A 26,741-nucleotide genomic window follows, 5' to 3' on the forward strand; every position below is an offset into this window, starting at 1 on the left:
GCGTCGTGTCCGGCTACCGCCGCGTCACTTCAGCTCTGCCGGCGGGGTGCGCTGCGGGTCGACCTTCTGCGTGCGCACCAGCTGGCCCCAGACCACGTAGCGGTAGAGCGAGGTGTAGACGGGCGTGCAGGTGGTGAGCGTGATGTAGCGGCCCGGCTTGGTCTTGCCGGACTCCTTGGGGACCTGGTCGGTCACCGCGACGTTGTACTTCGAGGTCTGGTCGAGGACCTTGTAGACCTTGTAGACGTACCAGGTGTCCTTGGACTCGAAGACGATCGGGTCGCCGTCGTGGATCTTGTCGATGTTGTGGAACTTGGCGCCGTGGCCGTCGCGGTGCGCGGCGACGGTGAAGTTGCCGGTGCTGTCCCAGGGCATCGCGGACGGCGTGGGCTTGGTGTAGTAGCCGGCCACGCCCTCGTTGAGCACGTTGGTGGAGGTGCCCTTCTTCACCAGCACCTCGTAGTGCTTGCCCATCGCCGGCACGTGCAGGAAACCTATGCCGTCCTTGGTGTCCAGGCCGCGCGGGGCGCTGTTGCCGCCGCCGGACGGGCCCTGGGCCCAGTCCTTGCGGACCTTGTCGCCCGCCTTGCGCGCGTGCCGGTCGGCGATCACGTTCGTCCACCACAGCGAGTAGACGACGAACAGCGCGAGGACCAGCCCCACGGTGATGAGGACCTCGCCGATGACGCTGATGGTGGCCGCGACTCGGCCCCGCCCGGTGCGGTTCTCGGTGGTCACGCTGTTCCGTTCTGTTGTCGCGCCCTCAGCCATTGACGAGCGCGTCGGGCTTGCCCTTGCTGCGCGCACGCTCCTCGGTGAGCTTGCCCCAGACGATCAGCCGGTTGGTGCTGGTGAACTCGGGGGTGCACGTGGTGAGCGTGATGTAACGGCCCGGCTTGGTGAAGCCGGACCCGGGCGGTACGGGTTCGAGGACGCTGACGTTGCTGGGCGGGGTGGTCGCCAGCGAACTGGTCACGGTGTAGGTGTAGTACGTGGTGGAGGTCTCGACCACGACCTTGTCGCCGGCGACCAGGTGGTTGATGTAGCGGAAGGGCTCGCCGTGGGTGTTGCGGTGGGCGGCGACCGCGAAGTTGCCGGTCTTGTCCCACGGCATCGCGGTGTTCACGGGAGCGCCGTCGTAGTGGCCGATCATGCCCTTGTTGAGCACCTTGGTGGTGCTGACGCCCTGGGCGATCGGGGCCTTGACGTCCAGCTTCGGGATGTACATGATCGCGAAGCCCTGGCCGGGGGAGAAGGTTCCCGCCGCCCGGCTGGGATCACCCGAGCCGCTGTCCCACTGGTGCTCCAGGTTGTTCGACGCGCTGTTGGCCTGGGCGTGCGCCCGGACGTTGGTCCACCACAACTGGTAGGTGACGAACAGCAGCATCACGACGCCGAGGCTGATGAACAGCTCGCCGACGATCCGGCTGATCACCACCGCGGGGCTGTCCTTGGCGGCCTTGGCGGCCCTGCGGGCCTCCACCCGGCTCAGCGGCACGGCCGGCTGCTGCTCGGCGTGCTCTGCGGCGGAGCCGGCAGCGGCGCTCGCCGCGGCCGTGGAGGGGCTGTTACGGCCCCGGGCCCGGTGGCCGCCGCCGCGGGCGGCCGCCTTGCGTCTGGCGGCGCGGCCACCGTCCACTCCGGCCGGACCGGCACCGGGTGATCCTGGCACCGGCGCGAGGGTGGCCGTGGGGCCCGGCCCGTCCGCGTCGGTGAGGAGGGGCATCTGCGCGGTCTCGTCCGGCTCCGGCACGGACAGGGGTTCGGGTGCCGGGGCCGGTGCTGGGGCGGGTGAGCGAACGGGGCCGGGCATCAGGTCCGGAGCGGCAGGTTCCCCGATCGGCGCCGGCTGTGCCGGCGGCGGCTGTGTCGGCGGCGCCATCGGCTCGGGCTGCGGATGCCGTGCCATCTCCTCCGCGCGGAACCAGGGCGAGCCGTGTGACTGCGGAGGTCCTTGCGGCCCCTGCGGCTGCGACTGCGGCGGGCCCTGGTGCTGCGGCGATCCCAGCGGCCCCGGCGAACCCAGCGGCTGCGGCGGACCCTCGACCACCGGAGGGCGGCCGGGCAGCGGGTCGTTGAGCGGGTCCGCGAGCTGTCCGACGGCAACCTCGAACTGCCCGGTGTCCTCGTAGGACATCGGGCCGTCGGAGGCACGCTCCGGCCGGAGCGTGGTCACCTCCCGGCCTTCCCGACGGGTACGCCCGTCCCGACCACCGGGGCCAGTCCGTGCGACCGTTCCACCGCCTCCGGTTCGCCGCACTCGGCGAGCCAGTTGGCGAGCATGCGGTGTCCCCACTCGGTGAGCACCGACTCCGGGTGGAACTGCACGCCCTCGACGGCGGCCTCGCGGTGCCGGAGCCCCATGATGATCCCGTCCTCCGTCCAGGCGGTCACCCGCAACTCGTCGGGCAGCGTGTCCCGTTCGACCGCGAGCGAGTGGTACCGGGTGGCGGTGAAGGGCGAGGGCAGCCCCGCGAAGACGCCGGAGCCCTCGTGCACCACCGCCGAGGTCTTACCGTGCAGCAGTTCCGGCGCCCGGCCGACCACTCCGCCGTAGGCCACCGCCATGGACTGCACACCAAGGCAGACGCCGAAGACCGGTACGCCGGTTTCCGCGCAGTGCCGGACCATGTCCACGCACACCCCGGCCTCCTCGGGGGTGCCGGGGCCGGGGGAGAGCAGCACCCCGTCGAACCCCTCGTCGGCGTGCGCGAGTTCCACCTCGTCGTTGCGCAGCACCTCGCACTCGGCGCCGAGTTGGTAGAGGTACTGGACCAGGTTGAAGACGAAGGAGTCGTAGTTGTCGACCACGAGAATGCGTGCGCTCATCGGACTGCGGCCACCCCGTGCTGGACTGCGGTCATCCCGTTGTCGACGGTCACGTCGTTGAACGGCAGCAGCGGCTCCGCCCACGGGAACACGTACTGGAAGAGGATGTAGACGACCGCGAGGACCAGCAGGAGTGAGATCAACGCCCTCACCCACAGGTTGCCCGGCAGATGCCGCCAGATCCAGCCGTACATGCGGTGCCTTCCTTCTGAGTCCCCGCAACAGGGTAAAGGGAGATCGGCGACCAAGGGGGGTCCATGGGACAAAGCTTCGTCATGGGATCAACCTGTGCGCGCGCCCGTGCGGGCCGGTCGGCGGGGCCGTTCACGGCTGGTCCACAGGCTTCGCGTAGCGGAGGTCCACCGATCCGGTGTAGCCGGGCAGCGTGGTCCGGCCGGCCGCCGCCACCTTCCAGCCGAGGCCGTACGCCTGCACGTACTGGAGGTAGTTGCGGATCGCCGGGCTGGCGTCGATCGCCTTCCGCAGCCGGCTCCGGTCGCCGATCGCGGTGATGCGGTAGGGCGGGGAGTACACCCGGCCCTGGAGGATGAGGGTGTTGCCGACGCAGCGGACCGCGCTGGTCGCGATCAGCCGCTGGTCCATGATGCGGATGCCCTGGGCGCCGCCCTGCCACAGCGCATTGACCACGGCTTGGAGGTCCTGCTGGTGGATGACCAGGTCGTTCGGCTGCGGGTCGGGCACGCCGGGCACCAGCGGGGTGGCGTTCGGCGGGGCGTCGTCGAGCGTGACCTCGAGGGCCGGTCCGGTCAGCGGGGAGGTGCCGGCCGCCTTGCCGAGTGCGTCGATCCGGGCCCGCTCGGCGGGGCTGAGCCCGCCGCGCTGCCGGGTCAGCCGGTCCACGTCGGAGCGCACGTCCGCGAGCGACTTGTCCAGCTTCTCGTTCTGCGCGTTCTTCGCCCGGATGTTGTCCGACAGCTTCGGCAGCGGGTCGTCGCTGCGAATGTCGACGCCCTTGGCGGTGTCGAAGCTGGTCCAGAAGATCAGTCCGGCCAGCGCGAAGACTCCCGCACTGAGCACGCGCAGCGCTACCGTGCGGGATACAGCGCGAGATGTAGGGGCGGGGGAGGTGCCACCGGCTCCGGTCACCAAATACCCTTCTCCTTACAACCCAAGGGAAGCACTACGCTAACGGACGCCCGGGAGCGGCACCGCCTCCCACCGTCCCTCACCCGCCAGGCTGACCCCACAGACCCGTGCGGTTACGCAGCGCATCGACAGGAGATCCCTCGTGCCGAAGTCACGGATTCGCAAGAAGGCGGACTTCACCCCGCCGCCCTCCAAGGCCACCGCGATAAAGCTCGGCAACCGCGGCTGGGTCGCGCCGCTGATGCTGGCGTTCTTCGTCGTCGGGCTGGCCTGGATCGTCCTGTTCTACGTGACGCGGGGCGACCTCCCGGTGGACGCCTTCGGCAACTGGAACATCGTGGTCGGCTTCGGCTTCATCGCCGGCGGCTTCGTCGTCTCCACGCAGTGGAAGTAGCACGTCGGGGTCGGTCTCGCGCACTTGTCCACACGGTTATCCACAGTGGGGAAAAGGTCAGAAGATCTGTGGATAACCTCTACGGAGTTGACGCCGGTACGACCGGTGGTCGCTGCGGCGGCCACCGGTCTTTCGTTGATCTCGCAGGGAAAACCTGGTCAAACCGGGTCCGGTGACCCTCCGCACAGCGCTTCCCACCAGTTGTGCACAACGCGGTGAGCCGCCTCAGGAGTTTCCGTCCCGCTGTGGATAACGTCTGATCAACGCCAGGGACACGGGTCGGCTCGACGGTCCTCCACGGTCAGGACGTGACTTGCGCCACAGCCACGCCGATGATGGCGACCGAGGCCAGCAGCACCGCCGCGGCGGACCCCCACTGCACCGCTGACCGCCGCTCCCGCGGGGCGTAGAGCATCCCTATGGCCACCAGGGTGCCGGCCACCAGACCGCCGACGTGCGCCTGCCAGCTCACCCCGCTCCAGGTGAAGCTGAAGAGGATGTTCAGGCCGAGCAGGATCAGGATCGGCCGCATGTCGTAGCGCGCCCGCCGCATGTAGACGGCGGTCGCGCCGAACAGTCCGAAGATCGCCCCCGAGGCGCCGATGGTGAGCGCGTCCGGCGCGAGCAGCAGCACCGCGGCGCTCGCCCCCAGCGCGGAGACGAAGTACAGCGCGAGGTAGTGCGCCCGGCCGATCCGCTGCTCCAGCGGGGCGCCGATCCACCACAGCGTCAGCATGTTGAAGCCGATGTGCAGCGGATTGGTGCGCTCGTGCAGGAACGCCGAGGTGATCACCCGGTACCACTGACCGTCGGCGGCGCCGCCGCACACCTGGTGGCCGAACGTGTCGTGCCCGCAGACCGCGTACAGCCCGTAGTGATCCGACACCGTGCCGGCGCCGGACCCGCCGACCGCCAGCTCCACCAGCCACAGCGCGACGTTCACCGCGATGAGGATCTTCGTGATCAGGAACGGGTCGCCCGTGCCCACCCGGCCGCCGGTGACCGTACGGGGCTGGGAGGTGTGGTGGGCGGACTGGTTGGCCTGGGCCACGCAGTCCGGGCACTGGAACCCGACCGACGCGCTGACCATGCACGCCGGGCAGATCGGCCGCTCGCACCGCGTGCAGCGGATACCGGTCTCCCGGTCCGGGTGCCGATAGCAGCAGACCGGCTGGTCCATGAAGTCCACTCCCCTGACGACACCCGACGACAACTCGCGCGCACCTGTGCCCGCGCCCTGCGCCGGCTGTGCACCCGTACGCCCCGCCCACTAGTACGTGCGGGCGGGGCGCGATGTTCCCCGAAGACTACGGGATCGGCGTCAGGAGGTGCGCCGCTCGATCAGCACCGTCTCCAGGACCACGTCGCTGAGCGGGCGGTTGGTGTGCGGGTTCGTCGGGGTGCCGACGATGCCGTCCACCACCTTCCGGCTGGCGTCGTCGGCGACCTCGCCGAAGATGGTGTGCTTGTGCGTCAGCCAGGTGGTGGGCGCCACGGTGACGAAGAACTGCGAGCCGTTGGTGTTCGGGCCCGCGTTCGCCATCGCCAGCAGGTAGGGCCGGTCGAAGGCCAGGTCGGGATGGAACTCGTCGGGGAACTCGTAGCCGGGGCCGCCGGTCCCGTCCCCCAGCGGGTCGCCGCCCTGGATCATGAAGCCCGACAGGACGCGGTGGAAGACGGTGCCGTCGTAGAGCTTCCCGTGCGACGGATCACCGGTCCGCGGATCGGTCCACTCCCGGCTGCCCTCGGCGAGCCCGACGAAGTTCGCGACCGTCTTCGGGGCGTGGTTCGGCAGCAGCCGGATCACGATGTCCCCGTGGTTGGTCCGCAAGGTGGCGTAGAGCTGCTCGGCCACGTTCTACCTTCCATGAATCTTCACTGACAGGGACAAATCCTCGCACGGTCCGTCCGGTGCCGTGGGCCCGATCGCCGTCCCTGCCCGGGCCACCGCGGCGGGTACCACGGGAATCGGGCCGACTGACCCGTATGGCTTGCCGCACATGCCGTACTTCGGGCGGCCGGGCATGATTTCAAACCGGGTGGACAGGCGAAAACCGTACGCCACCGAACCACCGAGGAGGAGGTTCCTGTGACCCGCATCGACAGCGTGCGCCACGCGGCCGACGTGACGAAGGACAGCGTGCGGCACGCCGCGGAGGTGGCGGCACCGTACGCGACCACGGCGAAGGAGAACGCTGTGGTCTACGGCAGGCAGTACGGCAGGCAGGCCGGCGTCTACGGGCGCCAGGCGGGAGCCGTCGCCAGGCAGCAGTACGAGGCCAAGCTCGCCCCCCGGGTCGGCCAGGCCCGTGACCAGGCGTGGGCCGCGGTGCCGCCCAAGGCCGCGAGTGCCGTGGAGACCGCGGCCCGCCGCACCGCGGACGGCGCGAAGGCCGCCACCGAGTACACGGCCCCGAAGGTCGGTACCGCGGTCGCCGCGACCCGTTCCGTGGCCGGGCCGGCCAAGGACGAGGTCGTGCTGCGCGGTGCGGCCGCCCTGCAGGCCCTGCGCGGCCAGGTGTCCGCCACCGACATCGACCGGCTGGTCCGGCGCCGGGTGTTCCGCAGGAAGGCCGGGCGGACCGCTCGCGACGTGGTGCTGGTGGCCGTGTGCTGCGGCGCCGCGGTCGCCGCCTGGAGGTGGTGGAACAAGCAGAACAACCCGGAATGGCTGGTCGAGCCGTCCGAGGCCACCGATGTGGCGGACCGGGCGTCGATGAACGGCAGCGCCACCCTCACGGTGGTGGACCCGCTCGACGGCGGCTCCGTGAACGGCTCTTCGGCCGGCTCGGCGTCCACGATCGACCACGTCGACGGCTCCGCCGGGGCCGGCGACCTGGACGACGAGGTACGCGCGAAGCAGGCGGAGGCGGACCGCAAGCGGGAAGAAGGGGACCAGTAGGAACCCGGCAGCCCTGCTCCACACCGCTGGGAACCGCACCGGCCGGCGTCGCCCCGACGCCGGCCGGTGCGGCGTCGGGGGAGCGGTGAATGTCGGGGATCTGGTGGACGTCGGGGACCCGGTGGACATCGGGAGTGGATGCCCGGGCGGCGCGGAGGGCAGCGGGAGTGGACGCCCGGGCGGCGCGGTGGCCGCTCGGCTCAGGCCGTCGCCGCGTGCTCCGCTTCCGAACCGGCGCCCGACTGCTCCGGCACCATCGGGTCGGCGTCTTCGGCGTGCTGGTCCAGCACGGCGGGGACGCCCTTGAGCATGCGCAGCGCGAACACCGCGCCGACCAGCATCACCGCCGCGGCGGCCAGCATGGTGATGTGCATGCTGTGGGTGAACGCCTGCCGGGCCGCGTCCACGACGTGCTGCCCGGTCGCCCCGGCGAGCTGCCCGCCCGTCTGTACCCCGCCCGCCACGGACTCACGGGCCGCCGACCTCTGATCGGCGCTCAGTTGCCCCGGCAGCCGCAGGTCGTTGCGGTACAGGGTGGTGAGCACCGAGCCGAGGATCGCGATGCCGAGCGCGCCGCCCAGCTCCATGCCGGTCTCGGAGATCGCCGCGGCCGCACCGACCCGCTTCCTGGACACGCTCGCCAGGATCGTGTCGGAGGTGACGGCGAAGGTGAAGGTGACGCCGAGGCCGTTCACGACGAGGATCGGCAGCAGGTGCCAGTAGTCGGTGTGCGGGGTGACCCGGGCGAGCGCCGCGGTGCTCACGGACATCAGCAGCAGGCCGAGCGCGACCGTACGGGCCCGGCCCACGCGGTGGACCAGCACCGAGGAGGCGGGCGCCCCGACGGCCGCCGAGAGCGGGCCGGGCAGCAGCGCGAGGCCCGCCATGAGCGGCGACCAGCCGTGCACGACCTGGAAGTAGAGCGAGCAGGCCAGCGAGAGCGTGGACGAGGTGAACAGCGCGACGGTGTTCGAGGCCAGGGCACCGGAGAACGCCGCGTTGCGGAAGAACCTCAGGTCCAGCAGGGGCACGGCGAGCCGCCTCTGACGGCGCAGGAAGGTGGTCAGGGAGATCGCCCCGACCACCGCGCTGATCCACACCGCGGGGTCGTCGACGCCGTTGCGGGCGGCGGTCTTGATCGCGTAGATGATGCCGAGCATCCCGACGATCGACAGCGGCACGCTGATCCAGTCGAGCCGGCCCGGGTGCGGGTTCCTGGACTCCGGCAGGATGACCGTGCCGACCGCCAGCACCAGTGCCATCAACGGCACATTGATCAGGAAGACCGAACCCCACCAGAAGTGGTCGAGCAGCAGACCGCCGACGACCGGGCCGAGCGCGAAGCTGGCCGCGCCGACGCCGCTGCTCACCCCGATCGCGGTGGTGCGCTCCTTGGGGTCGGTGAAGGCGTTGCGGACCAGGGACAGGGTGGAGGGCATGATCGTCGCCCCCGCGACGCCGAGCAGCGCGCGGGAGGCGATCAGCGTCCCCGGGCCGTCGGCGTAGGCGGTGAGCGCGGAGGCGGCGCCGAAGCCGGCCACGCCCATCAGCAGCAGCCGCTTGCGGCCGATCCGGTCGCCCAGGCTGCCCGCGAAGATCAGCAGACCGCCGAGGACGAAGCCGTACACGTCGACGATCCACAGCAGTTGCGTGGAGGACGGGTGGAGCTGGTCGGACAGGCTCGGCAGCGCGTAGTTCAGCACGCTGTTGTCGATGCCGAGGAGGGCGGCGGCCACGCAGCAGATGGCCAGTACGGCCCAGCGGCGGCCCCCGGCCACCGCACCGGGTGTCGGGGTCGGAGATGTCGTCGTCATGGGGACGAGCGTGGGCGGGGGCGCTGACCGCGCGCTGACCGGCGGCGCACCGCGCGCTGACCGACGGCGCACCGCGCGCTGACAGCGGATGTCCGTGCAGGTCGGGGGGCTGTGCGCGCGGGCTGTGCGCGCGGGTTCCGCGGGACGCGCTGGGGGGGTCGCAGGAGTGGTGCCGGGACGGTGAGCGGCCGGCCGGCGCGGGGAGCAGCGGGCAGGAGCGGGGAGCAGCGACCGCGAGTCGCGTCACACGCCCACGAGGTACTCCGTCGCCCGGGCGAGCGCGGCCGCCCGGTCCAGCCCGGCGGTGCTCGCGTACGCCTGCTCGTAGCGGCCGTCGCCCAGTGCCGTACGAGCGGCGGCCTCCGCGGCCCGGGCGTCGGGTCCGCCGGGCGGGCCCCCGCGCAGGGCGTGCGCGGCGCCGAGCAGCAACGCGGCCCGGTGCGGGTCGCCGGTCAGCACCGCGAGCCCGGCGGCGGCCACGGCCACGAGCGCGCCGGTCATCGGGAACTGCATCGACACCCCACCGTTCGTGGCCGCCTCCCGGAGCCGGTCCCGGCCGGCGGCCGCGTCGCCCTTGGCCACCGCGATCCGCCCGAGTGCGACCAGCGCCGAGGAACGCATGCTGTCGCTGGAGAACCAGCCGCGCGGGCACTCCTGGAGTGCCTGCTCGCACAGCGCCCGTGCCCTCGTGAGGTCGCCGGCCAGCCGGGCGGCCTCGCCGAGCCCGAGGTGGGCCATCGCCAGCGTCTCCGGCGAGCCGGCCCGCCGGGACAGTTGCAGGGCCCGCTCGCAGTACGCGGTCGCGGCCTCGTACTCCTCCGCCTGCAGGCTGTACGCGGCGCGGTTGCAGAGCAGTTCGGCCATGTCCAGGGCGGAGTCCAGTTCCTCGGCCAGTTGCAGGGCGCGGCCGAGCAGGTCGATGGCCTCTTGGAGCCGGCCGCGGTAGTCGGCGAGATCGGCGAGCACGTTGAGGCAGGTGATCATGCCCCAGCGGTCGCCCCGCTGCTCGAAGTACTCGAAGGCGAGGCCGCATTCGCGCTGCGCGGAGTCCGCGTCGGCGTGCGACATCCACGCCTGGAAGCCGGCGCCGAGGTGGCCCAGCGCGCGGTACCACGGGTCGTCCCGCTCGGAGAGCACCTCCTCCAGCACCGCGAGGGTGTCGAGGCTCTCGTCCGGCGCCCCCGCGAACGGCGCCCACAGCAGCGTGAGGACGGGGAAGCGCCGGGATATCCGCTGCATCCGGTCGACGACGACGGTGGCCGCCGCCACGTGTTCGGCGTACGCCTCGGCGTCGGAGAGCGCGCCGACCACGGCCAGCACGCAGAGGGCGTACTCCTCCTCCATGCCCTCCGGCGGGTTCGGCCCGAGTTCCGCGAGCACCTGCCGAGCGGCCCTGAATCCCTCGTAACGCACCCCGCGCAGCAGCCAGTACGACGACAGCGCCGCGATCAGCCGCATCGTGGCGGGGATGTCGCCGGCGGCGAGGGAGCGGTGCAGGGCGGCCCGGAAGTTGTCGTTGTCGTCGGAGTACAGCCGCAGCCACTCCACCTGTTCTGCGCGGCGCAGGTACGGGTCGGCGTCGAGCGCGAAGTCCAGGAAGTAGGCGATGTGGGCCCGTTGGGTGCGCCCGGCCTCGCCTGCTTCGGCCAGCCGCTCGGCGCCGTAGGCGCGGATCGACTCCAGCATGCGGTAGCGGACCCGGCCGGAGGGGTCGGGCTGCTGGGCCACCACGAGGGACTTCTCGACGAGCGCGGCGATCAGGTCGAGGACGTCGTCCGGGGCGATGCGGGGAGTGCCGGCGGCGGGAGGACGGCTCCCGTCGGCGCCGGTCCGGTCGGACTGGTCAAGTGGGTCGGACGGCTGCTCGGGCTGGTCCGCGCAGACCGCCTCCGCGGCGGCCAGCGTCCATCCGCCGGCGAAGACCGAAGCACGGCGCAGCACCGCCCGCTCGTCCGCCGGGAGCAGCTCCCAGCTCCACTCCACGACCCCGCGCAGGGTGCGCTGACGCGGCTGCGCGGTGCGGCTGCCACGGGACAGCAGCCGGAAGAGCGCGTCCGGCCGCACGCCGAGGCTGTACGGCACCTCGTCGTCGGTGGCGGGCAGCGCGCCGAGCCGGGCGGCGATGTCGACGACCGACAGCGAACGCAGCCGGGCCGCGGCCAGCTCGATCGCCAGCGGCAGTCCGTCGAGGGCGGTGCACAGCCGCAGCACGGCGTCCACGGTCGCCGGGTCGGCGGTCGGGTCGAAGCCGGGACGGACGGCCTCGGCACGCGCCACGAAGAGCCGCACGGCGGGGGAGGCGAGCACCGTGCCACGGTCGGCGCCCGGCTGTGGAAGCGCCAGGGTCGGCACCGGGCAGAGCACCTCGCCGTTGATGCCGAGCGCTTCGCGGCTGGTGGCGAGGACCCGGAGCAGGGGCAACCCGGCGAGCAGGCGCTCGACGAAGTAGGCGGCCTCGGCCACCACGTGCTCGCAGTTGTCGAGTACGAGCAGCAGCGGGCGGTCGGCCAGCGCGGCTGTGATCCGGGCCAGCGGGTCGGGGGTGGCGCTGCCGCCGCCGCCCGCGGCGCCGGAGGTGGTCGCGACCCCCGGGCCGCCGGCCGGCAACAGCCCGCCCTCGCGAAGTCCGAGGCCGGCGAGGACAGCCCGGGCCAAGGCTGCGCCGTCGTCGAGGCCGGCCAGTTCCACGAACCTCACGTCGTCCGGATGCCGCCCGGCCACCTCGACCGCGAGCCGGGTCTTGCCCGCGCCGCCGGGGCCGATCAGCGTGACCAGCCGGCGGTGCGCCAACTGCTCGCCGAGCCGGGCGATTTCCGTCTCGCGGCCGACGAAGCTGGTGAGCTGGGCCGGAAGTTCGTGGTGGGCCTGCGGCGATGTTCCACGTGGAACATGAGCTTCCGGGACTGTTTCACGTGGAACATGCGCGGTTGTCCCGAGCGGTACGGCCGCGGGCCCGTCCGGGGAGGGGGGCGCGGGCGTGGTGCCGCCCGGCGCCGTCGAACCGGCGGACGCGGGCAGCTCCGACGTACCTGCCCCGACGGCAGGGCTGCCCGATGCCCCGCTGATCGCTCCACCCAACGGCCGGTCCAGCGACAGGTCCGGCGACCGGTCCGGCATCAGCGCCGGGTCGCCGCGCAGCACCGCGAGGTGGACCGCCGCCAGCTCCGGCCCCGGGTCGGCCCCCAGCGAATCGGCCAGCTCCCGCCGGGCGACGTCGTACGCCGCCAGCGCCTCCGCCTGCCGCCCGCTGCCGTACAGCGCCCGCATCAACTGCCCCCGCAGCCGCTCCCGCAGGGGATGCGCGGCCACCAACTCCCCCAGTTCCGCGACCACCTCGCGGTGCCGGCCGAGCGCCAACTCCGCGTCGACCCGGTCCTCCACCGCCCCCAGCCGCAGCTCTTCCCACCGCGCCGCCTGGGCCACCACGAACGGCGCGTCCCCCACATCCGCCAGCGCGGGGCCCCGCCACAATCCGAGGGCGTCCCGCAGCCGCCCGGCGGCCACGTCCGGCTGCCCGGCCGCCAGCGCCTCCCGCCCGCGCCGCGCCAGCCGCTCGAACCGGTACGCGTCCACCTGATCCGGCTCCGCCGCGAGGCGGTACCCCGACGGGTGCCCCTCCACCGCCACCGGCAGTACCTGGCGCAGCCGCGAGATCTGCGACTGCACCGCGTTCGCGGCCCCGGCCGGCACGTCCACCCCGTACAGGCCGCTGATCAGCCGATCCGCCCCCACCACCCGCCCGGCATCCAGCGCGAGCAGGGCGAGTACGGCCCGCCGGCGCGGCCCACCCAGCCCGACCTCGGCGCCATCGACACCGATGACCCGCGTCGCCCCCAGAATCCCGAACATCACCACACCTCCGATTCTGTCGCACCCGCGGCCCCGGGCCCAGGTTCGACGAATCGCCCCGCGACCGGACCCCGCCCCCGGGTCCCGGGCCGCCCTCAGCCAGGAAGCGCCACCCCGCCGCCGACGCCCAGGTCCGCGTCGAGCTTGGCGACCAGCGAGGCACCGAGCCCCGGAGCATGGCGCGCGGCCCACTCCTCGGTCCGCGCGAGGAACCCCCGCAGTTCCCTGTGCACCCCCGCCAGCAACCCGGGCAACTCCGCCGGCACGATCTCCACCGGCGGCCCCACCTGAGGCCCGACGACCGCCGGACCCACCACCGGCCCGTCCGGCCACACCCGCACCACCGCGCCGTCCCGCTCGAACCACGGCGCCGGGTCGTGCCCGAGCCACGGACCCTCGCCCCCGTCGGCGACCTCACACCACTCCCGCCAGTCCTCCAACCCCGAGCAGCACCCCGGCACCACCACGGCCCCGGTCCCCTCGTCCCGCACCCGCAGCCCGCCCGGCGCGATGACCTCCTCCACCGCCAGCAGCCCCCGCACCAACTCCGCGGCCCCCACCGCCGCCCCCTCGTCCCCGAGCAATCCCCCGTACACCGCCATGGTCGCCAGCACGGTCCCGACCTCCGCCGCCGTCATCCGCCCGGACACCCGTACCCACCCGTAAGCCGGCACCCCAGAGGCGACCTCCCACGGCGCCGCCCCCACCTGCCCCGCCACCTCGACCACCGCATCCATCTCCACCATCCCCCCACCATCCCAGCCCCCGCCTTTCCCCGGCCGGGCGAGGTTCGAGGCCGCCGATCTCCGTCTCCGGCCGGACGATCGCTCCTGCCCGACCGTAGGGGCTTCGCGTGAAGCCCTGTATACGGTGGCGTTCGGCGACCGTGCAGCGAGAACCACTCGGGAGACGGGCAGAATTTCCATGGCTGACACGACCACGAGCGCGTGGTGGGAGCGACTGCCGGCGGGCATCCGTCAACAGGTCGACGGATACGTCCTTCAGGATGCCGCCTTCCAGGCGATCCGCACCGTCTTCGAAGCAGGTCGCGGCCTCGGCCTGGGACTCAACGAAGCCCAGCTTGTCGTCAATGACCGCTACCTCCGCCACAGCGACAGGATCGCCCGCACGCCCGACAGCCCCGTCGATCTGGAGTCCCTGTCCGCCCGCGCCGCCGGCTGCCCTGGACGCGTCATCGCGATCGAGGCGGTCTGGGACGGCGACACCGTTCACGACTGGTTCGTGGACCTACTCGCCATCACCGCCGACCCCGCCGGCGAACATCCCCTGGCCACCATCTACCGAGACACCGCGACGCGGTACCTCGGCGCCGAAGCAGATCCGGGCCGCTTTCACCCCTCCGCAGTGGTCGCCGACCAGGCCGGCAGAGCCCTCGCCGCGCATCTCGCAGTGCCCTTCCACTTCGGAAGCCCCCACGCCCCCGACGACGATGCACCTCGCTGGACACCCTGATCGCTGAGGAGGACGTCGTGGACGGAGCATCGGAAGACAGCGCGCGGGAGTTCTTGGAAACACTCCACATCGGCGACGTCTGCACCGGCACGGCAAAAGAGGTCACGCGGCCTCACGGGGTAGTAGTGACCCTGGACGGCTTTCCCGCTCGCCCGCTGGGGATCGTCGGGCCGCTGGAACTGTCCTGGCGCCAGTTCCCGGCTGAGGATGTGGAGGCAGGTCAGCGGATCACCGCCGAGATCGTCTCCATCGATCTGGATGCGGGCCGAGCCCAGCTGTCAATGGCCGCCACCGAGAATCCGGAACTCTGGGCGTTCCTCAAGCCGCTCCGCCCCGGCGAGATCCTGTCCGGCACGATCGCGGCGATCGAGCGGTTCGGCGTTTTCGTCGCGCTGGACGACGGCCCCGTGCACCCGGTCTTCCCGGGCGTCGGCTTCATCACGTACCCCGAACTGTCCTGGCGGCGCTACGAGTCGGCGTCGGACGTCGTTCAGGTCGGCCAGCGTGTGTCGTGCGAGTTCCTCCAGTTCGACACGTGGAACGGAGAGGCGAGGCTCTCTCTGCGTGCGACGCAGCCAGATGCCTTCCCCACCTTCGCGGACAGCATCGTGGTGGGCCAGACGCTGCAAGGGCGGGTCACCAAGGTGGTCCCGTTCGGCTACTTCGTCGCGGTGGACGACGGAGTCGAGGGACTGGTCCACGAACCCCCGGAGGACATCGTCCAGGTCGGCGACGAGACCACGGTGGTGGTCACCGAGATCGACCGCACCAGGCACAGGCTGGCCCTCTCCCGCCGCCAGATTCCACCCGCGCGGGAGTAGCGGGCGTATGTCCGCAGCCCGCAACACTGGAGCAAGCTCGCGGGCTGATGTGTGCCATATGCGTGCGAGACGACAGCGGCCCTCCCACCCGATTCGGGCAGAAAGGCCGCTGACCTGTACAAACGAAGTGTGGAGCCTAGGAGATTCGAACTCCTGACATCTGCCTTGCAAAGGCAGCGCTCTACCAACTGAGCTAAGGCCCCGTGTCGCAGACAGCGTACCCGTTGCGGGGGGTCGAGCTGAAACGGGTTGAGGGGGTGGGACGGGTGGCACCCTCGCGCCCGGGCGGGGGCACTGGCAGAGTCGGGTCCGACGGATCGGGGTCGGTGAAGGGGGCGGACGGCAGGACATGGGCGAGGTCTTCGCGGGTCGGTACGAGCTGGTGGACCCGATCGGGCACGGCGGGGTCGGGGCGGTGTGGCGGGCATGGGACCGACGCAGGCGACGATACGTGGCCGCGAAGGTGCTCCAGCAGAGTGACGCCCACGCGCTGCTGCGCTTCGTACGGGAGCAGGCGATGCGGATCGACCACCCGCATGTGCTGGCCCCGGCGAGCTGGGCCGCGGACGACGACAAGGTGCTGTTCACCATGGACCTGGTGTGCGGCGGGTCGCTGTCGCACCTGGTCGGGGAGTACGGCCCGCTGCCGCCGCGTTTCGTGTGCGTGCTGCTCGACCAGCTGCTGGCCGGGCTGACCGCGGTACACGCCGAGGGCATCGTGCACCGGGACATCAAGCCCGCCAACGTCCTGCTGGAGGCGACCGGCACGCGCGCCCCGCACGTGCGGCTGTCGGACTTCGGGATCGCGATGCGCAAGGGCGACGCCCGGCTGACCGAGACCAACTACGTGGTCGGCACCCCCGGCTACTTCGCCCCGGAGCAACTGCTCGGCGCCGAACCGGACTTCGCGGCGGACCTGTACGCGACCGGCCTCGTCACGCTCTACCTGCTGGGCGGCCGGAAGCCGGACGCGCAGGCGGTGCAGGACCGGTTCCTGGAGATGGGCATGCCCCCGGCGCCGTTGGGCGTGCCGGGCCCGCTGTGGCAGGTGGTCGGCACCCTGCTCCAGCCGGACCCGTACGCGCGGTTCCGTACGGCGACGGGCGCGCGCAAGGCGCTGGGGGCCGCGATGGAACTGCTGCCGGAGGGCGCGCCCGGCGAGGAACCGGTGGAGATCTTCGACCAGATCGGCCCGCTGCCCCCGGGCTTCGGCCCGGATGGGCCGACCGTCGCGGACCGGGTGGCCGGCGGCCCGCTGACCATCGACCTGTCCGGCCCGCCCGCAGAGCCCGCAGAGCCCGCAGAATCCGCGGAATCCGCAGGGCCCGCAGAATCGGCCCAACCCGCCGCCCCGCAACCGTCGTTCCCGTACCCACCGGCCCAAGGCTCCGCGCCCCACGGCCCCGCGACACCCGGTCCCGCAGCTCCCCGCCCCGCAACTCCCACTCCCGACCCGACCGGCGCCGCCCAGGCCCAGTCCTCGGCCGCCCGAGCCCCACGGCTGCCTGCCGGGACGCCGTACCCGGAGTACCCGGAGTACCCGGAGTCCGTACCCGCCCCGCAGCCGCCCGGAAAGCGCCGCCAGGCGCGCCACGCCGCCCCGACCCCTGCCGCGGCCTCGGAGGCCGTCCCCGCGCCCGCCATGGCGCCCGACAGCCCGCAGGGGCCCCCGACCCACCCGCCCACCCGCCCCGACCACGTGGCGCTGCCGCTGCCCGAGCCGGTCCCCTCGGCCGGGCCCAGCCATGCCGCCGCCCACTCCTCCGCCGACACCGCCTCCACCGAAGTCCCGGCCCGCCGCGCCAAGCCCGGCCCGCCGGCCAGAGTCGCGGTCCCCGTCCTGGTCCTCGCCCTGCTCTGCTTCGCGGTCGGCATTGCGGCCCTGATGGCGTCCTGAGCGAACCCGACGTCCCAAGGTCCCGACGTCCCGGGACCGCGCGGGCTGCGGGAGTCCGCGCCGGGTCAGCCCCGTGCCGGCCGCCACCGGGCCGCGCCGAACCACACCGCGAGCACGAGCAGCAGCAGGGTTCCCACCGCGAACGCCCCGTACGCGACCAGGCGCAGCGCCGAGGAGGACGAGCCGCCGGTCGCGGTGCCGCCGGCCGCCGCCACGTCGTGCGCGTCGACGCCGATCCCGGCCGCGCCCGGGTTCCCCGAGTACGCCGGGGCGGCCTGCGCCGCGCCGTGCACCTGGACCCGCAGCGTGACCGGCACCGGCCCGCTGACCTGCTTGGCGACGTCCGGATGCACGGTGACCGCGAAGTAGTACCAGCCCGCGACCGCCACCCGCTGCACCATGTCGTCGTCCGACGAGCGGTTCGCGTAGGTCACCGTCGGCAACTGCTCGACCAGCGAGGTGGGCGCGCCGGAGTACGAGCCGTCGGCACCGTCGACGTACTGCCGGACCGGGCTGAAAGCCGTCAGCCGCACACCGGTGTTGACGAAGTCGAGCGAGCTGCCGATCAGCGGCGCGCTAGAGAAGTCCGCGAAGACGGTGGGCTGCTGGCCCCAGTCCACCGGGACCTTGTAGAAGCGGGTCTCGCCGGGCGGTACCCGGTCCTTCCAGACGCCGGTCCTGATCGCGGCCGCGGTCTCGAAGGAAGGGCCGCCGGACGCCTGCCGCACGGTGCCGGTGGTGAGCGGGGTCGGGGAGGCGGTGGCGCCGGTCGTGGCGGGGGCGGGCGGCGGCACGGAGCCGGGCTTCAACGGCGGTTCGAGCACGTAGCGCAGTTCCAGCGGCCAGGCCGCCTGATCCGAGCCGGGGTCGGAGGTCCGGTGCACCTGGAGGGTGTACTGGTCGGCGCGCCGGCAGTCGTCGTCCTCGTCGCCGGTGGCGCGCTCCACCGCGGTGCCGACCGGGCGGGCGTCGCCGTCGTCGTCGAAATGGCCTTCGCGGCTGTCGCACTCCGAACCGTCGGCGCTGACCAGCTTCAGCTCGAGGCCGTCGTCGTAGGTCACCTTCGAGCCGGACCGCGGCACCGCGAACGCCGAGGCGTAGGCGGAGGACTTCGCGTCCAGCGCGATGCCGTACATCCGGGTCTCGCCCGGTTTGATGCTGTCCCGGTACGTGACGCCGGCCTTCATCGCGGGCGCGTCGGCCGTGGTCGCCGCGCCGTCGAGCACGCTGCCCCGCGGCTGCCAGGTGGCCGGCGCGGTGGGTGCAGGGGCCGGGCTCCCGCCGTCCGCCGCCGCCGGGCCCGTGGCCGCGGCCAGCAGCAGTAACGCGGCGGCCACACCGAACGTCGTGCGCTTCATCCCCTGCTCCTGTCCCCACCGATCAGAGCGCGATGCACCGGCACCGTATCGAAGCCCGCGGGAACGGCGAAGGCCCCGGTCGCGCTGTGCGACCGGGGCCCGGAGATCGCCCCCACGCCTTGCGGCGTCCTGCTAACGGCGTCTCACACGTCTGTGCCGGAGCCACCCGGGACCGTGTCAGTGGCTTCCGTCCACAGGTCCTGCTCGGCGCGGTCCGCCTGGATCTGCCGGTACACGAACAGCCCGGCAACGGCGGCCAGGGCGATCAGGAGAATCTTCTTCATCGCCTGACCCTCCTCCTTCTAGCGTGAGACGAGCTTCTGACCCGCCCGACTATACACAGCAGCCGATACCGAACGGTTACCTGGCACCGAAAACGGGTAGGGCATCACGCCCGGTGGAAGTAGCGCTCCCGCGACCGGCCGAACCTCACAGGCGCCGAACCTCACCCAGCCGAACCTCACCCCGTGCCGAACCTCACCCGCCGCGGAGCCCCGACGCAGCGACCTCGGCCGGAGAACGACGAAGGCGGCCCGGTCCCTCAGGGACCGAGCCGCCTGTCTGCGAGTGGGGCTACCAGGACTTGAACCTGGGGCCTCTTCCTTATCAGGGAAGCGCTCTAACCGTCTGAGCTATAGCCCCGCGCTGCACCGAAAGATTAGCGCACCAGGGGCCGTGGCCCAAAATCGGTTACTCGTCCTCGGCGAGAGTCAGCTCGATGCCGCCCACGAAACCCGAGGAGAGGTTGTAGATGAAGGCACCGAGCGTCGCCAGCGCGGTGGCGAGCACCACGTCGATGACCGCGATCACCGTGGTGAAGAGCATCACCCGGGACAGCGACAGGAAACCGACGAGGTCGAAGCCGCCCTTGCCGCCCTCGGTGGAGGTCGCATCGCTGATCGTGGAGCCCACGGCGCTGAACACGCCGATGGTGTCGAGCACCATCCACAGCACGGCGACCGCGATGATCGTGCAGATGCCCAGCGCGATGGAGAGCAGGAAGCTGACCTTCATCACCGACCACGGGTCGGCCTTGGCCACCCGCAGCCGCGCCTTGCGGGTGCGCGGCGCCGTCCGGGCCGCGGGCCGCGGTCTGCGCACCCCGGCCGCCGCCGGCGAGCCCGAGGTCCCGCCGGGAGCCCCGGCCGGGGCTCCGGCAGGAGCGCCCGGCGGGCGAGGCGGCGCATAGGCGGCCGGCGGCTGATGCGGCGACTGACGGGTGTCCGTCACGGTGTGTCCCCCCTCCTGCGGACCCTTGCGGTCCGCGGAGCCGCTAGGCCCGGCTCCCCCGGCCGAGCCATGGGCACCGCCTGTCCGGCCGGCACCGTGCGCACCGCCCGTCCTGCCGGACCCGCCCGCGGCGCCCATGGCTCCACTCACGGCTTACTCCTCTGGTTCACCGGCCGCGGGCTCGGTGCCCGGGACCGCAGCGTCATGCCCTGTCGTGCTCGTGTCGTCCTGCGCCGCTGCCTGCGCCGCCGCGCCGTCCTGCTCATCCGGCTCCGCGCCGTCCAGCTCCACGCCGTCCGGATCATCCTCCGCTTCGGCGTTCCGCGCGATACCTACCACCGCGTCCCGCTTGCCGAGATTGATGAGCTGAACGCCCATGGTGTCACGACCGGTCTCCCTGACCTCGTTGACCCGCGTGCGGATCACACCGCCGCTGAGCGTGATGGCGAGGATCTCATCGGTCTCCTCGACCACCAGCGCCCCGACCAGAGAGCCCCGGTCCTCCACGATCTTCGCTGCCTTGATACCGAGTCCGCCGCGCCCCTGCACGCGGTACTCGTCGACCCGCGTCCGCTTGGCGTACCCGCCGTCGGTGGCGGTGAAGACGAACGTACCGGGCCGGACGACGTTCATGGAGAGAAGTTCGTCACCCTCGCGGAAACTCATGCCCTTGACCCCGGAGGTGGCCCGCCCCATCGGCCGCAGCGCGTCGTCCGTCGCGGTGAAGCGAATGCACTGCGCCTTGCGGCTGACCAGCAACAAGTCGTCCTCGGCGGAGACCAGCTCGGCGCCGATCAGCTCGTCGGACTCGGCCGCGCCGCCCTCCTCGGCCGCTCCCGCGTCGCGCAGATTGATCGCGATGACGCCGCCGGAACGCGGGGAGTCGTAGTCCTTCAGCGCGGTCTTCTTCACCAAGCCGGACTTCGTGGCGAGCACCAGATACGGCGCCGCTTCGTAGTCCTTGATGGCCAGGATCTGGGCGATCCGCTCGTCCGGCTGGAAGGCCAGCAGGTTGGCGACATGCTGGCCGCGGGCGTCGCGTCCGGCGTCCGGGAGCTCGTACGCCTTGGCGCGGTAGACGCGTCCCTTGTTCGTGAAGAACAGCAACCATTGGTGCGTGGTTGTGACAAAGAAGTGGTCGACGATGTCGTCCTGCTTCAGCTTGGTGCCGCGCACGCCCTTGCCGCCGCGCTTCTGCGAGCGGTAGTCCTCGGTCTTGGTGCGCTTGACGTAGCCGCCACGGGTGATCGTGACGACGATGTCCTCCTCGGCGATCAGGTCCTCGATGGACATGTCACCGTCGAAGGGCACCAGCTTGCTGCGCCGGTCGTCGCCGAACTTGTCGACGATGGCCTGCAGCTCCTCACTGATGATCTGCCGCTGGCGCTCGGGGGAGGCCAGGATCGCGTTGTACTCGTTGATCTTCGCCTGGAGCTCGTCGTGCTCGGCGATGATCTTCTGCCGCTCCAGGGCGGCCAGCCGGCGCAGCTGCATCTCCAGGATCGCGTTCGCCTGGATCTCGTCGATCGTCAGCAGGCCCATCAGGCCCTCGCGCGCGGTCTCGACGGTGTCGCTGCGCCGGATCAGCGCGATGACCTCGTCGATCGCGTCGAGCGCCTTGAGCAGGCCGCGCAGGATGTGGGCGCGCTCCTCGGCCTTGCGCAGCCGGAAGCGGGTGCGCCGGACGATGACCTCGACCTGGTGGTTCACCCAGTTCCGGATGAACGCGTCCAGCGACAGCGTGCGCGGCACCCCGTCGACCAGCGCCAGCATGTTGGCGCCGAAGTTCGACTGGAGGTCGGTGTGCTTGTAGAGGTTGTTCAGCACGACCTTGGCGACGGCGTCGCGCTTGAGCACGATCACCAGCCGCTGGCCGGTGCGCGAGGAGGTCTCGTCGCGGACGTCCGCGATGCCGCCGATCCGGCCGTCCTTCACCAGGTCGGCGATCTTCTGCGCGAGGTTGTCCGGGTTGGTCTGGTACGGCAGCTCGGTGACGACCAGGCACTGCCGGTTCTGGATCTCCTCGACCTCGACGACCGCGCGCATGGTGATCGAGCCGCGGCCGGTGCGGTACGCGTCCTCGATGCCACGGCGGCCGACCACCAGGGCGCCGGTCGGGAAGTCCGGGCCCTTGATCCGCTCGATCAGGGCCTCGAGGAGTTCCTCGGAGCCGGCCTCCGGGTTGGCCAGGAACCACTGGGCGCCGTCGGCGACCTCCCGCAGGTTGTGCGGCGGGATGTTGGTGGCCATGCCGACCGCGATCCCGGCCGAACCGTTGATCAGCAGGTTCGGGAAGCGGGACGGCAGGACCGTCGGCTCCTGGTTGCGGCCGTCGTAGTTGTCCGTGAAGTCGACGGTCTCCTCGTCGATGTCCCGGACCATCTCCATGGCCAGCGGCGCCATCTTGCACTCGGTGTACCGCATGGCGGCGGCCGGGTCGTTGCCCGGCGAGCCGAAGTTGCCGTTGGAGTCCACCAGCGGCATCCGCATCGACCACGGCTGCGCGAGGCGGACCAGCGCGTCGTAGATCGAGGAGTCGCCGTGCGGGTGGTACGTACCCATCACGTCACCGACGACGCGGGCGCACTTGTAGAAGCCCTTCTCCGGCCGGTAGCCGCCGTCGTACATCGCGTACAGCACCCGGCGGTGCACCGGCTTGAGGCCGTCGCGCACGTCCGGCAGGGCGCGCGAGACGATGACGGACATCGCGTAGTCGAGGTAGCTGCGCTGCATCTCCGTCTCGAGCCCGACGGGCTCGATGCGCAGTCCGCCGGACTCGTTGCGCTCGTCCATCTCGGACGCGGGGAGATCGGGCACGGGAGGGGTGTTGGGGGTCTCGTCGGCCATCGCTGTCTGATAGTCCTTTCACACGGCCGGAAGTCGGGGCCGACTCAGATGTCCAGGAACCGGACGTCCTTGGCGTTGCGCTGGATGAAGGTGCGGCGCGCCTCCACGTCCTCGCCCATCAGGACCGAGAACAGGTCGTCGGCCTGCGCCGCGTCGTCCAGGGTGACCTTGCCGAGCACGCGGTGGTCGATGTCCATGGTGGTGACCCGCAGCTCTTCCGCGTTCATCTCGCCGAGGCCCTTGAAGCGCTGGATCGAGTCCTCGCGGATGCGCTTGCCGCTCTGCTTGCCCAGCGCGACCAGCGCGTCGCGCTCGCGGTCGGAGTAGGCGTACTCCCAGTCGTCGCGGCCCCACTTCACCTTGAACAGCGGCGGGCGGGAGAGGTACACGTGCCCGGCCTCCACCAGCGGGCGCATGAAGCGGAAGAGGAAGGTCAGCAGCAGCGTGTTGATGTGCTGGCCGTCGACGTCGGCGTCCGCCATCAGGATGATCTTGTGATAGCGGAGCTTGTCGATGTCGAAGTCCTCGTGCACACCCGTGCCGAAGGCCGAGATCAGCGCCTGGATCTCCTGGTTCTGCAGGATCTTGTCGATCCTGGCCTTCTCCACGTTGAGGATCTTGCCGCGGATCGGGAGGATCGCCTGGTACTGCGGGTTGCGGCCGGACTTCGCCGAGCCGCCGGCGGAGTCACCCTCGACGATGAAGATCTCGCACTTCGTCGGGTCGTTCGACTGGCAGTCGCTCAGCTTGCCGGGCAGCGACGCGGACTCCAGCAGGCCCTTGCGGCGGGTGAGGTCCCGCGCCTTACGGGCCGCGACCCGGGCGGTGGCCGCCTGGATCGACTTGCGGATGATGTCCGTGGCCTCGTTGGGATTGCGGTCCAGCCAGTCGGTGAGGTGCTCGTGCACGACCTTCTGGACGTACGTCTTCGCCTCGGTGTTGCCGAGCTTCGTCTTCGTCTGGCCCTCGAACTGCGGCTCGCCGAGCTTCACCGAGATGATCGCGGTCAGGCCCTCGCGGATGTCCTCGCCGGTGAGGTTGTCGTCCTTCTCCCGCAGCAGCTTCTTCTCCCGCGCGTAGCGGTTGACCAGGCCGGTCAGCGCCGCGCGGAAGCCCTCCTCGTGGGTGCCGCCCTCGTGGGTGTGGATCGTGTTCGCGAAGCTGTAGACACCCTCGCTGTACTGGGTGTTCCACTGCATCGCGACCTCGACCGACAGCAGCCGCTCCTTGTCCTCCGCCTCGATGTCGATCACCGTGGGGTGGACCATCTCGCCCTTGCGCGAGTTGAGGTACCGCACGTAGTCGACGATGCCGCCCTCGTAGTAGTACGAGGCGGAGAGCGGCTTGCCCTCCTCGTCGACGTGGTCGGGGCGCTCGTCGGTCAGCGCGATCCGCAGGCCCTTGTTGAGGAACGCCATCTCCTGGAGGCGCCGGGAGAGCGTCTCGAAGGAGTAGTCGGTGGTCTCGAAGATGTCGGGGTCGGCCCAGAAGGTGACCGAGGTGCCGGTCTCCTCGGTGGCTTCGTGCTCGGCCAGCGGCGCGGTGGGCACGCCCAGCTTGTACTCCTGCGTCCAGCGGCGGCCCTCGGTGCGGATCTCGACAGCGACGCGCGTCGACAGCGCGTTGACCACGGAGACGCCGACGCCGTGCAGACCGCCGGAGACCGCGTAGCCGCCGCCGCCGAACTTGCCGCCCGCGTGCAGCACGGTCAGCACGACCTCGACGGCCGGCTTGCCCTCCGAGGGGATGATGCCGACCGGGATGCCGCGCCCGTTGTCCACCACACGCACGCCACCGTCGGCGAGGATCGTGACATCGATGGTGTCGGCGTAGCCGGCCATCGCCTCGTCGACCGAGTTGTCGACGACCTCTTGCACGAGGTGGTGCAGGCCCCGCTCACCGGTCGAGCCGATGTACATACCGGGGCGCTTGCGCACCGCCTCAAGCCCTTCCAGCACGGTGATCGCACTGGCGTCGTAGGACTTGTTGGAGTTCTCGTTGGGGTTGCCGGAATCGGCCACGAAGCGCCCTTTCTGGCACAGCACGAGCCTGGTCCCACCGAGGTGGGACCGGCTGCGATGTTCTGACTGTGGTTCGACGGTTCCGCTGGGGTACCCCTGCCGGACTCGCCGGACTGCCAGGGGAGGGCGGTCTCGTATCAGTCTACCGGTAGCGCCGACATGAGTGGGGCTTTGCCGGTACCTGAGTTCCCATGTGCCGCCCAAACCCTGCCGCGCCCGACTCCCTACACGCGGACCCGGTGCCGAAACCGCTCACGCGGGCGTCCAGGGCTTCCGGCTGTCAACCCTTCGCTACGCTCAGCAGGGGCATCCGTGCGCCACTCGCTCACCCGTATGTGTCACCGGGACCGCGGCTGCCGGGCGCCCGCAACCGGCCGTACGACCGGCTCGGTCCGGCCGGCGCCAGCACCTTGATCACCCGCACCGTGCCGTGCCCGAGATCGGCGTTGAGCCGGGCCACCAGGGTGGGCGCGAGCAGCCTCAACTGCGTGGCCCACGCGGTGGAGTCGCACTGGACGGTCAGCACCCGCTCGTCCTCGTCGTACCGGTCCGGCGCGCAGTGCAGCGCCACCTCGGGTCCGACGAGCTGGGGCCAGCGGCCCATCACCCCGCCGACGGCGGCCGGCGCCTCCCAGCCGCGCTCGGTGATCAGCCGGTTGATCGCCGCGCCCAGTGGCAGCGGGTCGCGGCCGTCCGCCCGGGCGCCGCTGCGCAGGCCGCCCCGGCGGGCCTGCTTCTTCTGCACCGCGGCCGCGCCCCGGGCGCGCGCCTGCTCCTTCGCCGCCCGCAGCGCCACGCGGGCGAGATCCACGCCCGATGTGCCGCCCGACGTGCCGGCTGCGGCCGACGGGTCCGGGCCGCCGGATGCCGCGCTCGACGCCGCGCCGGACCCGGCGGTGGACGCGGCGGTGGACGCGGTGCCCGCCGTCGCGCCGTCCTGCCGCGGTACGGCCCTGCCGCCGCCGTCCTCGCGCCGCGCCTTCGCCCGCTCGCCTTCGCTCATGCCCGCTGCACCGTCCCGTTCTGCACCGCGAACCGCGAGCCCACCAGCACTCCCGGCACGTCGTCGTCGACCGCGGCCGTGACCAGCACCTGCTCGCCGGGCGCGACGAGTTCGGCCAGCCGCTCCCGGCGCCGGGTGTCCAGCTCGGCGAACACGTCGTCCAGCACCAGCACCGGCTCCCGGCCGTCGGAGCAGAGCAGTTCGTACGACGCCAGCCGCAACGCGAGGGCGTACGACCACGACTCGCCGTGGCTGGCATAGCCCTTCGCCGGCAGCGGGCCGAGCTTCAGCACCAGGTCGTCGCGGTGCGGGCCGACGAGCGTGACACCGCGCTCGATCTCCTGCTTTCGGGCCTCGCCCAGCGCCTCCAGCAGCCGCCCGTACAGGTCCTCGCGGCCGGTCGCGCCCGCCATCCGCTCGTCGCCGATCGAGCCGCGGTACTCCAGGCCGACCGGGCCGCCGCCGGGCGCGAGTTGCTCGTACGCCTTGTCGGCCAGCGGCTGGAGCGCGGCGACCAGGTCGAGCCGCTGGGCGAGCACTTCGGCGCCGACGCGGGCCAGGTGCTGGTCCCACACGTCGAGCGTGGACAGGTCGGCGCCGCCCGTCCTGCCACCGGGGCCCGCGGCCGCCCGGCTGCCGTGCCGGCGGGCCAACGCGGCGGACTTCAGCAGGGTGTTGCGCTGCTTGAGTACCCGTTCGTAGTCGGCCCGCACGCCGGCGAGGCGGGGGGCGCGGGCGGTGACCAGCTCGTCGAGGAAGCGGCGGCGCTCGCCGGGGTCGCCCTTGACCAGCGCCAGGTCCTCCGGCGCGAACAGCACGCTGCGCAGGATGCCGAGCACGTCCCGCGGCCGGACCTGCGAAGAGCGGTTGATCCGGGCCCGGTTGGCCTTGCCCGGGTTGATCTCCAGCTCGACCAGCTGCTGCCGGTCGCCCTGCACCACCTGGGCGCGTACCACCGACCGCTCCGCGCCGAGCCGCACCAGCGGGGCGTCCGAGGCGACCCGGTGGCTGCCGAGGGTGGCCAGGTAGCCGACCGCCTCGACCAGGTTGGTCTTGCCGTGCCCGTTGGGCCCGACGAAAACCGTGACGCCCGGGTCGAGGGGGACCTCGGCCCGGGCGTAGGAGCGGAAGTCGGCGAGCGAAAGGTGCGCTACGTGCATCGCGTGCTGTGGCGCTGGGCGCGCCGACCTCCCTGC

22 protein-coding genes and 2 tRNA genes are annotated in these 26,741 nt (G+C 71.9%); 5 read left to right on the forward strand and 19 right to left on the reverse strand.

From position 1 onward, the window contains the following. Nucleotides 1-24 precede the first annotated feature (24 nt). The 5 genes from OG896_RS18890 to OG896_RS18910 form a co-directional block, all read right to left on the reverse strand. Nucleotides 25-771 (reverse strand): class E sortase, encoded by a 747-nt coding sequence (locus OG896_RS18890; RefSeq protein WP_443057081.1) that lies wholly within the window; start codon nucleotides 769-771, stop codon nucleotides 25-27. Then, nucleotides 764-2,176 carry a class E sortase gene (locus OG896_RS18895; protein ID WP_329366954.1) on the reverse strand — a complete coding sequence of 471 codons (1,413 nt, stop codon included), beginning with the start codon at nucleotides 2,174-2,176 and terminating at the stop codon, nucleotides 764-766. The genes OG896_RS18890 and OG896_RS18895 overlap by 8 nt, the downstream gene beginning before the upstream one ends. Then, nucleotides 2,173-2,829 carry an aminodeoxychorismate/anthranilate synthase component II gene (locus tag OG896_RS18900; protein WP_329366955.1) on the reverse strand — a complete coding sequence of 219 codons (657 nt, stop codon included), beginning with the start codon at nucleotides 2,827-2,829 and terminating at the stop codon, nucleotides 2,173-2,175. The genes OG896_RS18895 and OG896_RS18900 overlap by 4 nt, the downstream gene beginning before the upstream one ends. Then, entirely contained in the window at nucleotides 2,826-3,023 is a 198-nt protein-coding gene (locus tag OG896_RS18905; RefSeq protein ID WP_328466688.1) for a hypothetical protein, read from the reverse strand. Before OG896_RS18905 ends, OG896_RS18900 begins: the two co-directional genes overlap by 4 nt. Before the next feature lie 130 nt (nucleotides 3,024-3,153). Further along, nucleotides 3,154-3,873 (reverse strand): DUF881 domain-containing protein, encoded by a 720-nt coding sequence (locus OG896_RS18910; RefSeq protein ID WP_329374129.1) that lies wholly within the window; start codon nucleotides 3,871-3,873, stop codon nucleotides 3,154-3,156. A 205-nt stretch (nucleotides 3,874-4,078) separates the two neighbouring features. Here OG896_RS18910 and crgA point away from each other — a divergent pair, with 205 nt between their 5' ends. Next, complete coding sequence (gene crgA / locus OG896_RS18915; protein ID WP_329366956.1) at nucleotides 4,079-4,330, forward strand: cell division protein CrgA; 252 nt, start codon at nucleotides 4,079-4,081, stop codon at nucleotides 4,328-4,330. A gap of 301 nt (nucleotides 4,331-4,631) precedes the next feature. On the opposite strand, the gene OG896_RS18920 is transcribed toward crgA, so the two are convergent. Then, on the reverse strand, nucleotides 4,632-5,510 hold the full coding sequence (locus OG896_RS18920; protein WP_329366958.1) for a rhomboid family intramembrane serine protease: 879 nt from the start codon (nucleotides 5,508-5,510) through the stop codon (nucleotides 4,632-4,634). Between the two features lie 141 nt (nucleotides 5,511-5,651). Further along, nucleotides 5,652-6,185, reverse strand: coding sequence for a peptidylprolyl isomerase (locus tag OG896_RS18925; RefSeq protein WP_328466684.1), 534 nt, complete (start codon nucleotides 6,183-6,185; stop codon nucleotides 5,652-5,654). Nucleotides 6,186-6,419: 234 nt separating this feature from the next. Between OG896_RS18925 and OG896_RS18930 the strand changes: the two genes are divergently transcribed. Further along, on the forward strand, nucleotides 6,420-7,232 hold the full coding sequence (locus OG896_RS18930; RefSeq protein ID WP_329366960.1) for a DUF5324 family protein: 813 nt from the start codon (nucleotides 6,420-6,422) through the stop codon (nucleotides 7,230-7,232). A gap of 200 nt (nucleotides 7,233-7,432) precedes the next feature. On the opposite strand, the gene OG896_RS18935 is transcribed toward OG896_RS18930, so the two are convergent. The 3 genes from OG896_RS18935 to OG896_RS18945 form a co-directional block, all read right to left on the reverse strand. After that, nucleotides 7,433-9,046, reverse strand: a complete 1,614-nt coding sequence (locus OG896_RS18935; protein ID WP_329366962.1) for an MFS transporter — start codon at nucleotides 9,044-9,046, stop codon at nucleotides 7,433-7,435. A gap of 243 nt (nucleotides 9,047-9,289) precedes the next feature. Then, nucleotides 9,290-12,895, reverse strand: a complete 3,606-nt coding sequence (locus tag OG896_RS18940; protein WP_329366964.1) for an AfsR/SARP family transcriptional regulator — start codon at nucleotides 12,893-12,895, stop codon at nucleotides 9,290-9,292. Nucleotides 12,896-12,990: 95 nt separating this feature from the next. Next, nucleotides 12,991-13,641 (reverse strand): hypothetical protein, encoded by a 651-nt coding sequence (locus OG896_RS18945; protein ID WP_329366966.1) that lies wholly within the window; start codon nucleotides 13,639-13,641, stop codon nucleotides 12,991-12,993. A gap of 178 nt (nucleotides 13,642-13,819) precedes the next feature. On the opposite strand from OG896_RS18945, the gene OG896_RS18950 reads away from it, so the two are divergent. Next, complete coding sequence (locus OG896_RS18950) at nucleotides 13,820-14,368, forward strand: hypothetical protein (protein ID WP_329366968.1); 549 nt, start codon at nucleotides 13,820-13,822, stop codon at nucleotides 14,366-14,368. A gap of 17 nt (nucleotides 14,369-14,385) precedes the next feature. Next, a complete protein-coding gene (locus OG896_RS18955) occupies nucleotides 14,386-15,189 on the forward strand; it encodes a S1 RNA-binding domain-containing protein (RefSeq protein ID WP_329366970.1) in 804 nt (267 codons plus the stop codon). A 130-nt stretch (nucleotides 15,190-15,319) separates the two neighbouring features. Here the strand turns inward: OG896_RS18955 and OG896_RS18960 are convergent. Continuing rightward, nucleotides 15,320-15,392: transfer RNA gene (locus tag OG896_RS18960), tRNA-Ala, on the reverse strand. A 146-nt stretch (nucleotides 15,393-15,538) separates the two neighbouring features. On the opposite strand from OG896_RS18960, the gene OG896_RS18965 reads away from it, so the two are divergent. Then, the gene (locus OG896_RS18965; protein WP_329366972.1) at nucleotides 15,539-17,086 is read left to right on the forward strand and encodes a serine/threonine-protein kinase; all 1,548 of its coding nucleotides are present in this window, start codon (nucleotides 15,539-15,541) and stop codon (nucleotides 17,084-17,086) included. Between the two features lie 65 nt (nucleotides 17,087-17,151). On the opposite strand, the gene OG896_RS18970 is transcribed toward OG896_RS18965, so the two are convergent. The 8 genes from OG896_RS18970 to recF all read right to left on the reverse strand — a co-directional run bounded on the left by OG896_RS18970 (nucleotide 17,152) and on the right by recF (nucleotide 26,705). After that, the gene (locus OG896_RS18970; RefSeq protein WP_329366974.1) at nucleotides 17,152-18,444 is read right to left on the reverse strand and encodes a hypothetical protein; all 1,293 of its coding nucleotides are present in this window, start codon (nucleotides 18,442-18,444) and stop codon (nucleotides 17,152-17,154) included. Nucleotides 18,445-18,587: 143 nt separating this feature from the next. Then, nucleotides 18,588-18,728, reverse strand: a complete 141-nt coding sequence (locus tag OG896_RS18975; RefSeq protein ID WP_328466668.1) for a DLW-39 family protein — start codon at nucleotides 18,726-18,728, stop codon at nucleotides 18,588-18,590. A 284-nt stretch (nucleotides 18,729-19,012) separates the two neighbouring features. Then, nucleotides 19,013-19,086: transfer RNA gene (locus OG896_RS18980), tRNA-Ile, on the reverse strand. 48 nt (nucleotides 19,087-19,134) lie between these two features. After that, nucleotides 19,135-19,812 (reverse strand): DUF3566 domain-containing protein, encoded by a 678-nt coding sequence (locus OG896_RS18985; RefSeq protein WP_443057258.1) that lies wholly within the window; start codon nucleotides 19,810-19,812, stop codon nucleotides 19,135-19,137. A gap of 15 nt (nucleotides 19,813-19,827) precedes the next feature. Next, nucleotides 19,828-22,521, reverse strand: a complete 2,694-nt coding sequence (gyrA, locus tag OG896_RS18990) for a DNA gyrase subunit A (RefSeq protein WP_329366979.1) — start codon at nucleotides 22,519-22,521, stop codon at nucleotides 19,828-19,830. Nucleotides 22,522-22,565: 44 nt separating this feature from the next. Further along, nucleotides 22,566-24,566, reverse strand: coding sequence for a DNA topoisomerase (ATP-hydrolyzing) subunit B (gene gyrB, locus OG896_RS18995; protein WP_328466633.1), 2,001 nt, complete (start codon nucleotides 24,564-24,566; stop codon nucleotides 22,566-22,568). A 301-nt stretch (nucleotides 24,567-24,867) separates the two neighbouring features. After that, nucleotides 24,868-25,545: a DUF721 domain-containing protein gene (locus tag OG896_RS19000; RefSeq protein WP_443057082.1), complete on the reverse strand. Its 678-nt coding sequence runs from the start codon at nucleotides 25,543-25,545 to the stop codon at nucleotides 24,868-24,870. Then, on the reverse strand, nucleotides 25,542-26,705 hold the full coding sequence (gene recF, locus OG896_RS19005) for a DNA replication/repair protein RecF (RefSeq protein ID WP_329366981.1): 1,164 nt from the start codon (nucleotides 26,703-26,705) through the stop codon (nucleotides 25,542-25,544). Before recF ends, OG896_RS19000 begins: the two co-directional genes overlap by 4 nt. Between the last annotated feature and the right edge of the window lie 36 nt (nucleotides 26,706-26,741).

The sequence above is a fragment of the Streptomyces sp. NBC_00669 genome, assembly GCF_036226785.1.
Classification (GTDB): Bacteria; Actinomycetota; Actinomycetes; order Streptomycetales; family Streptomycetaceae; genus Actinacidiphila.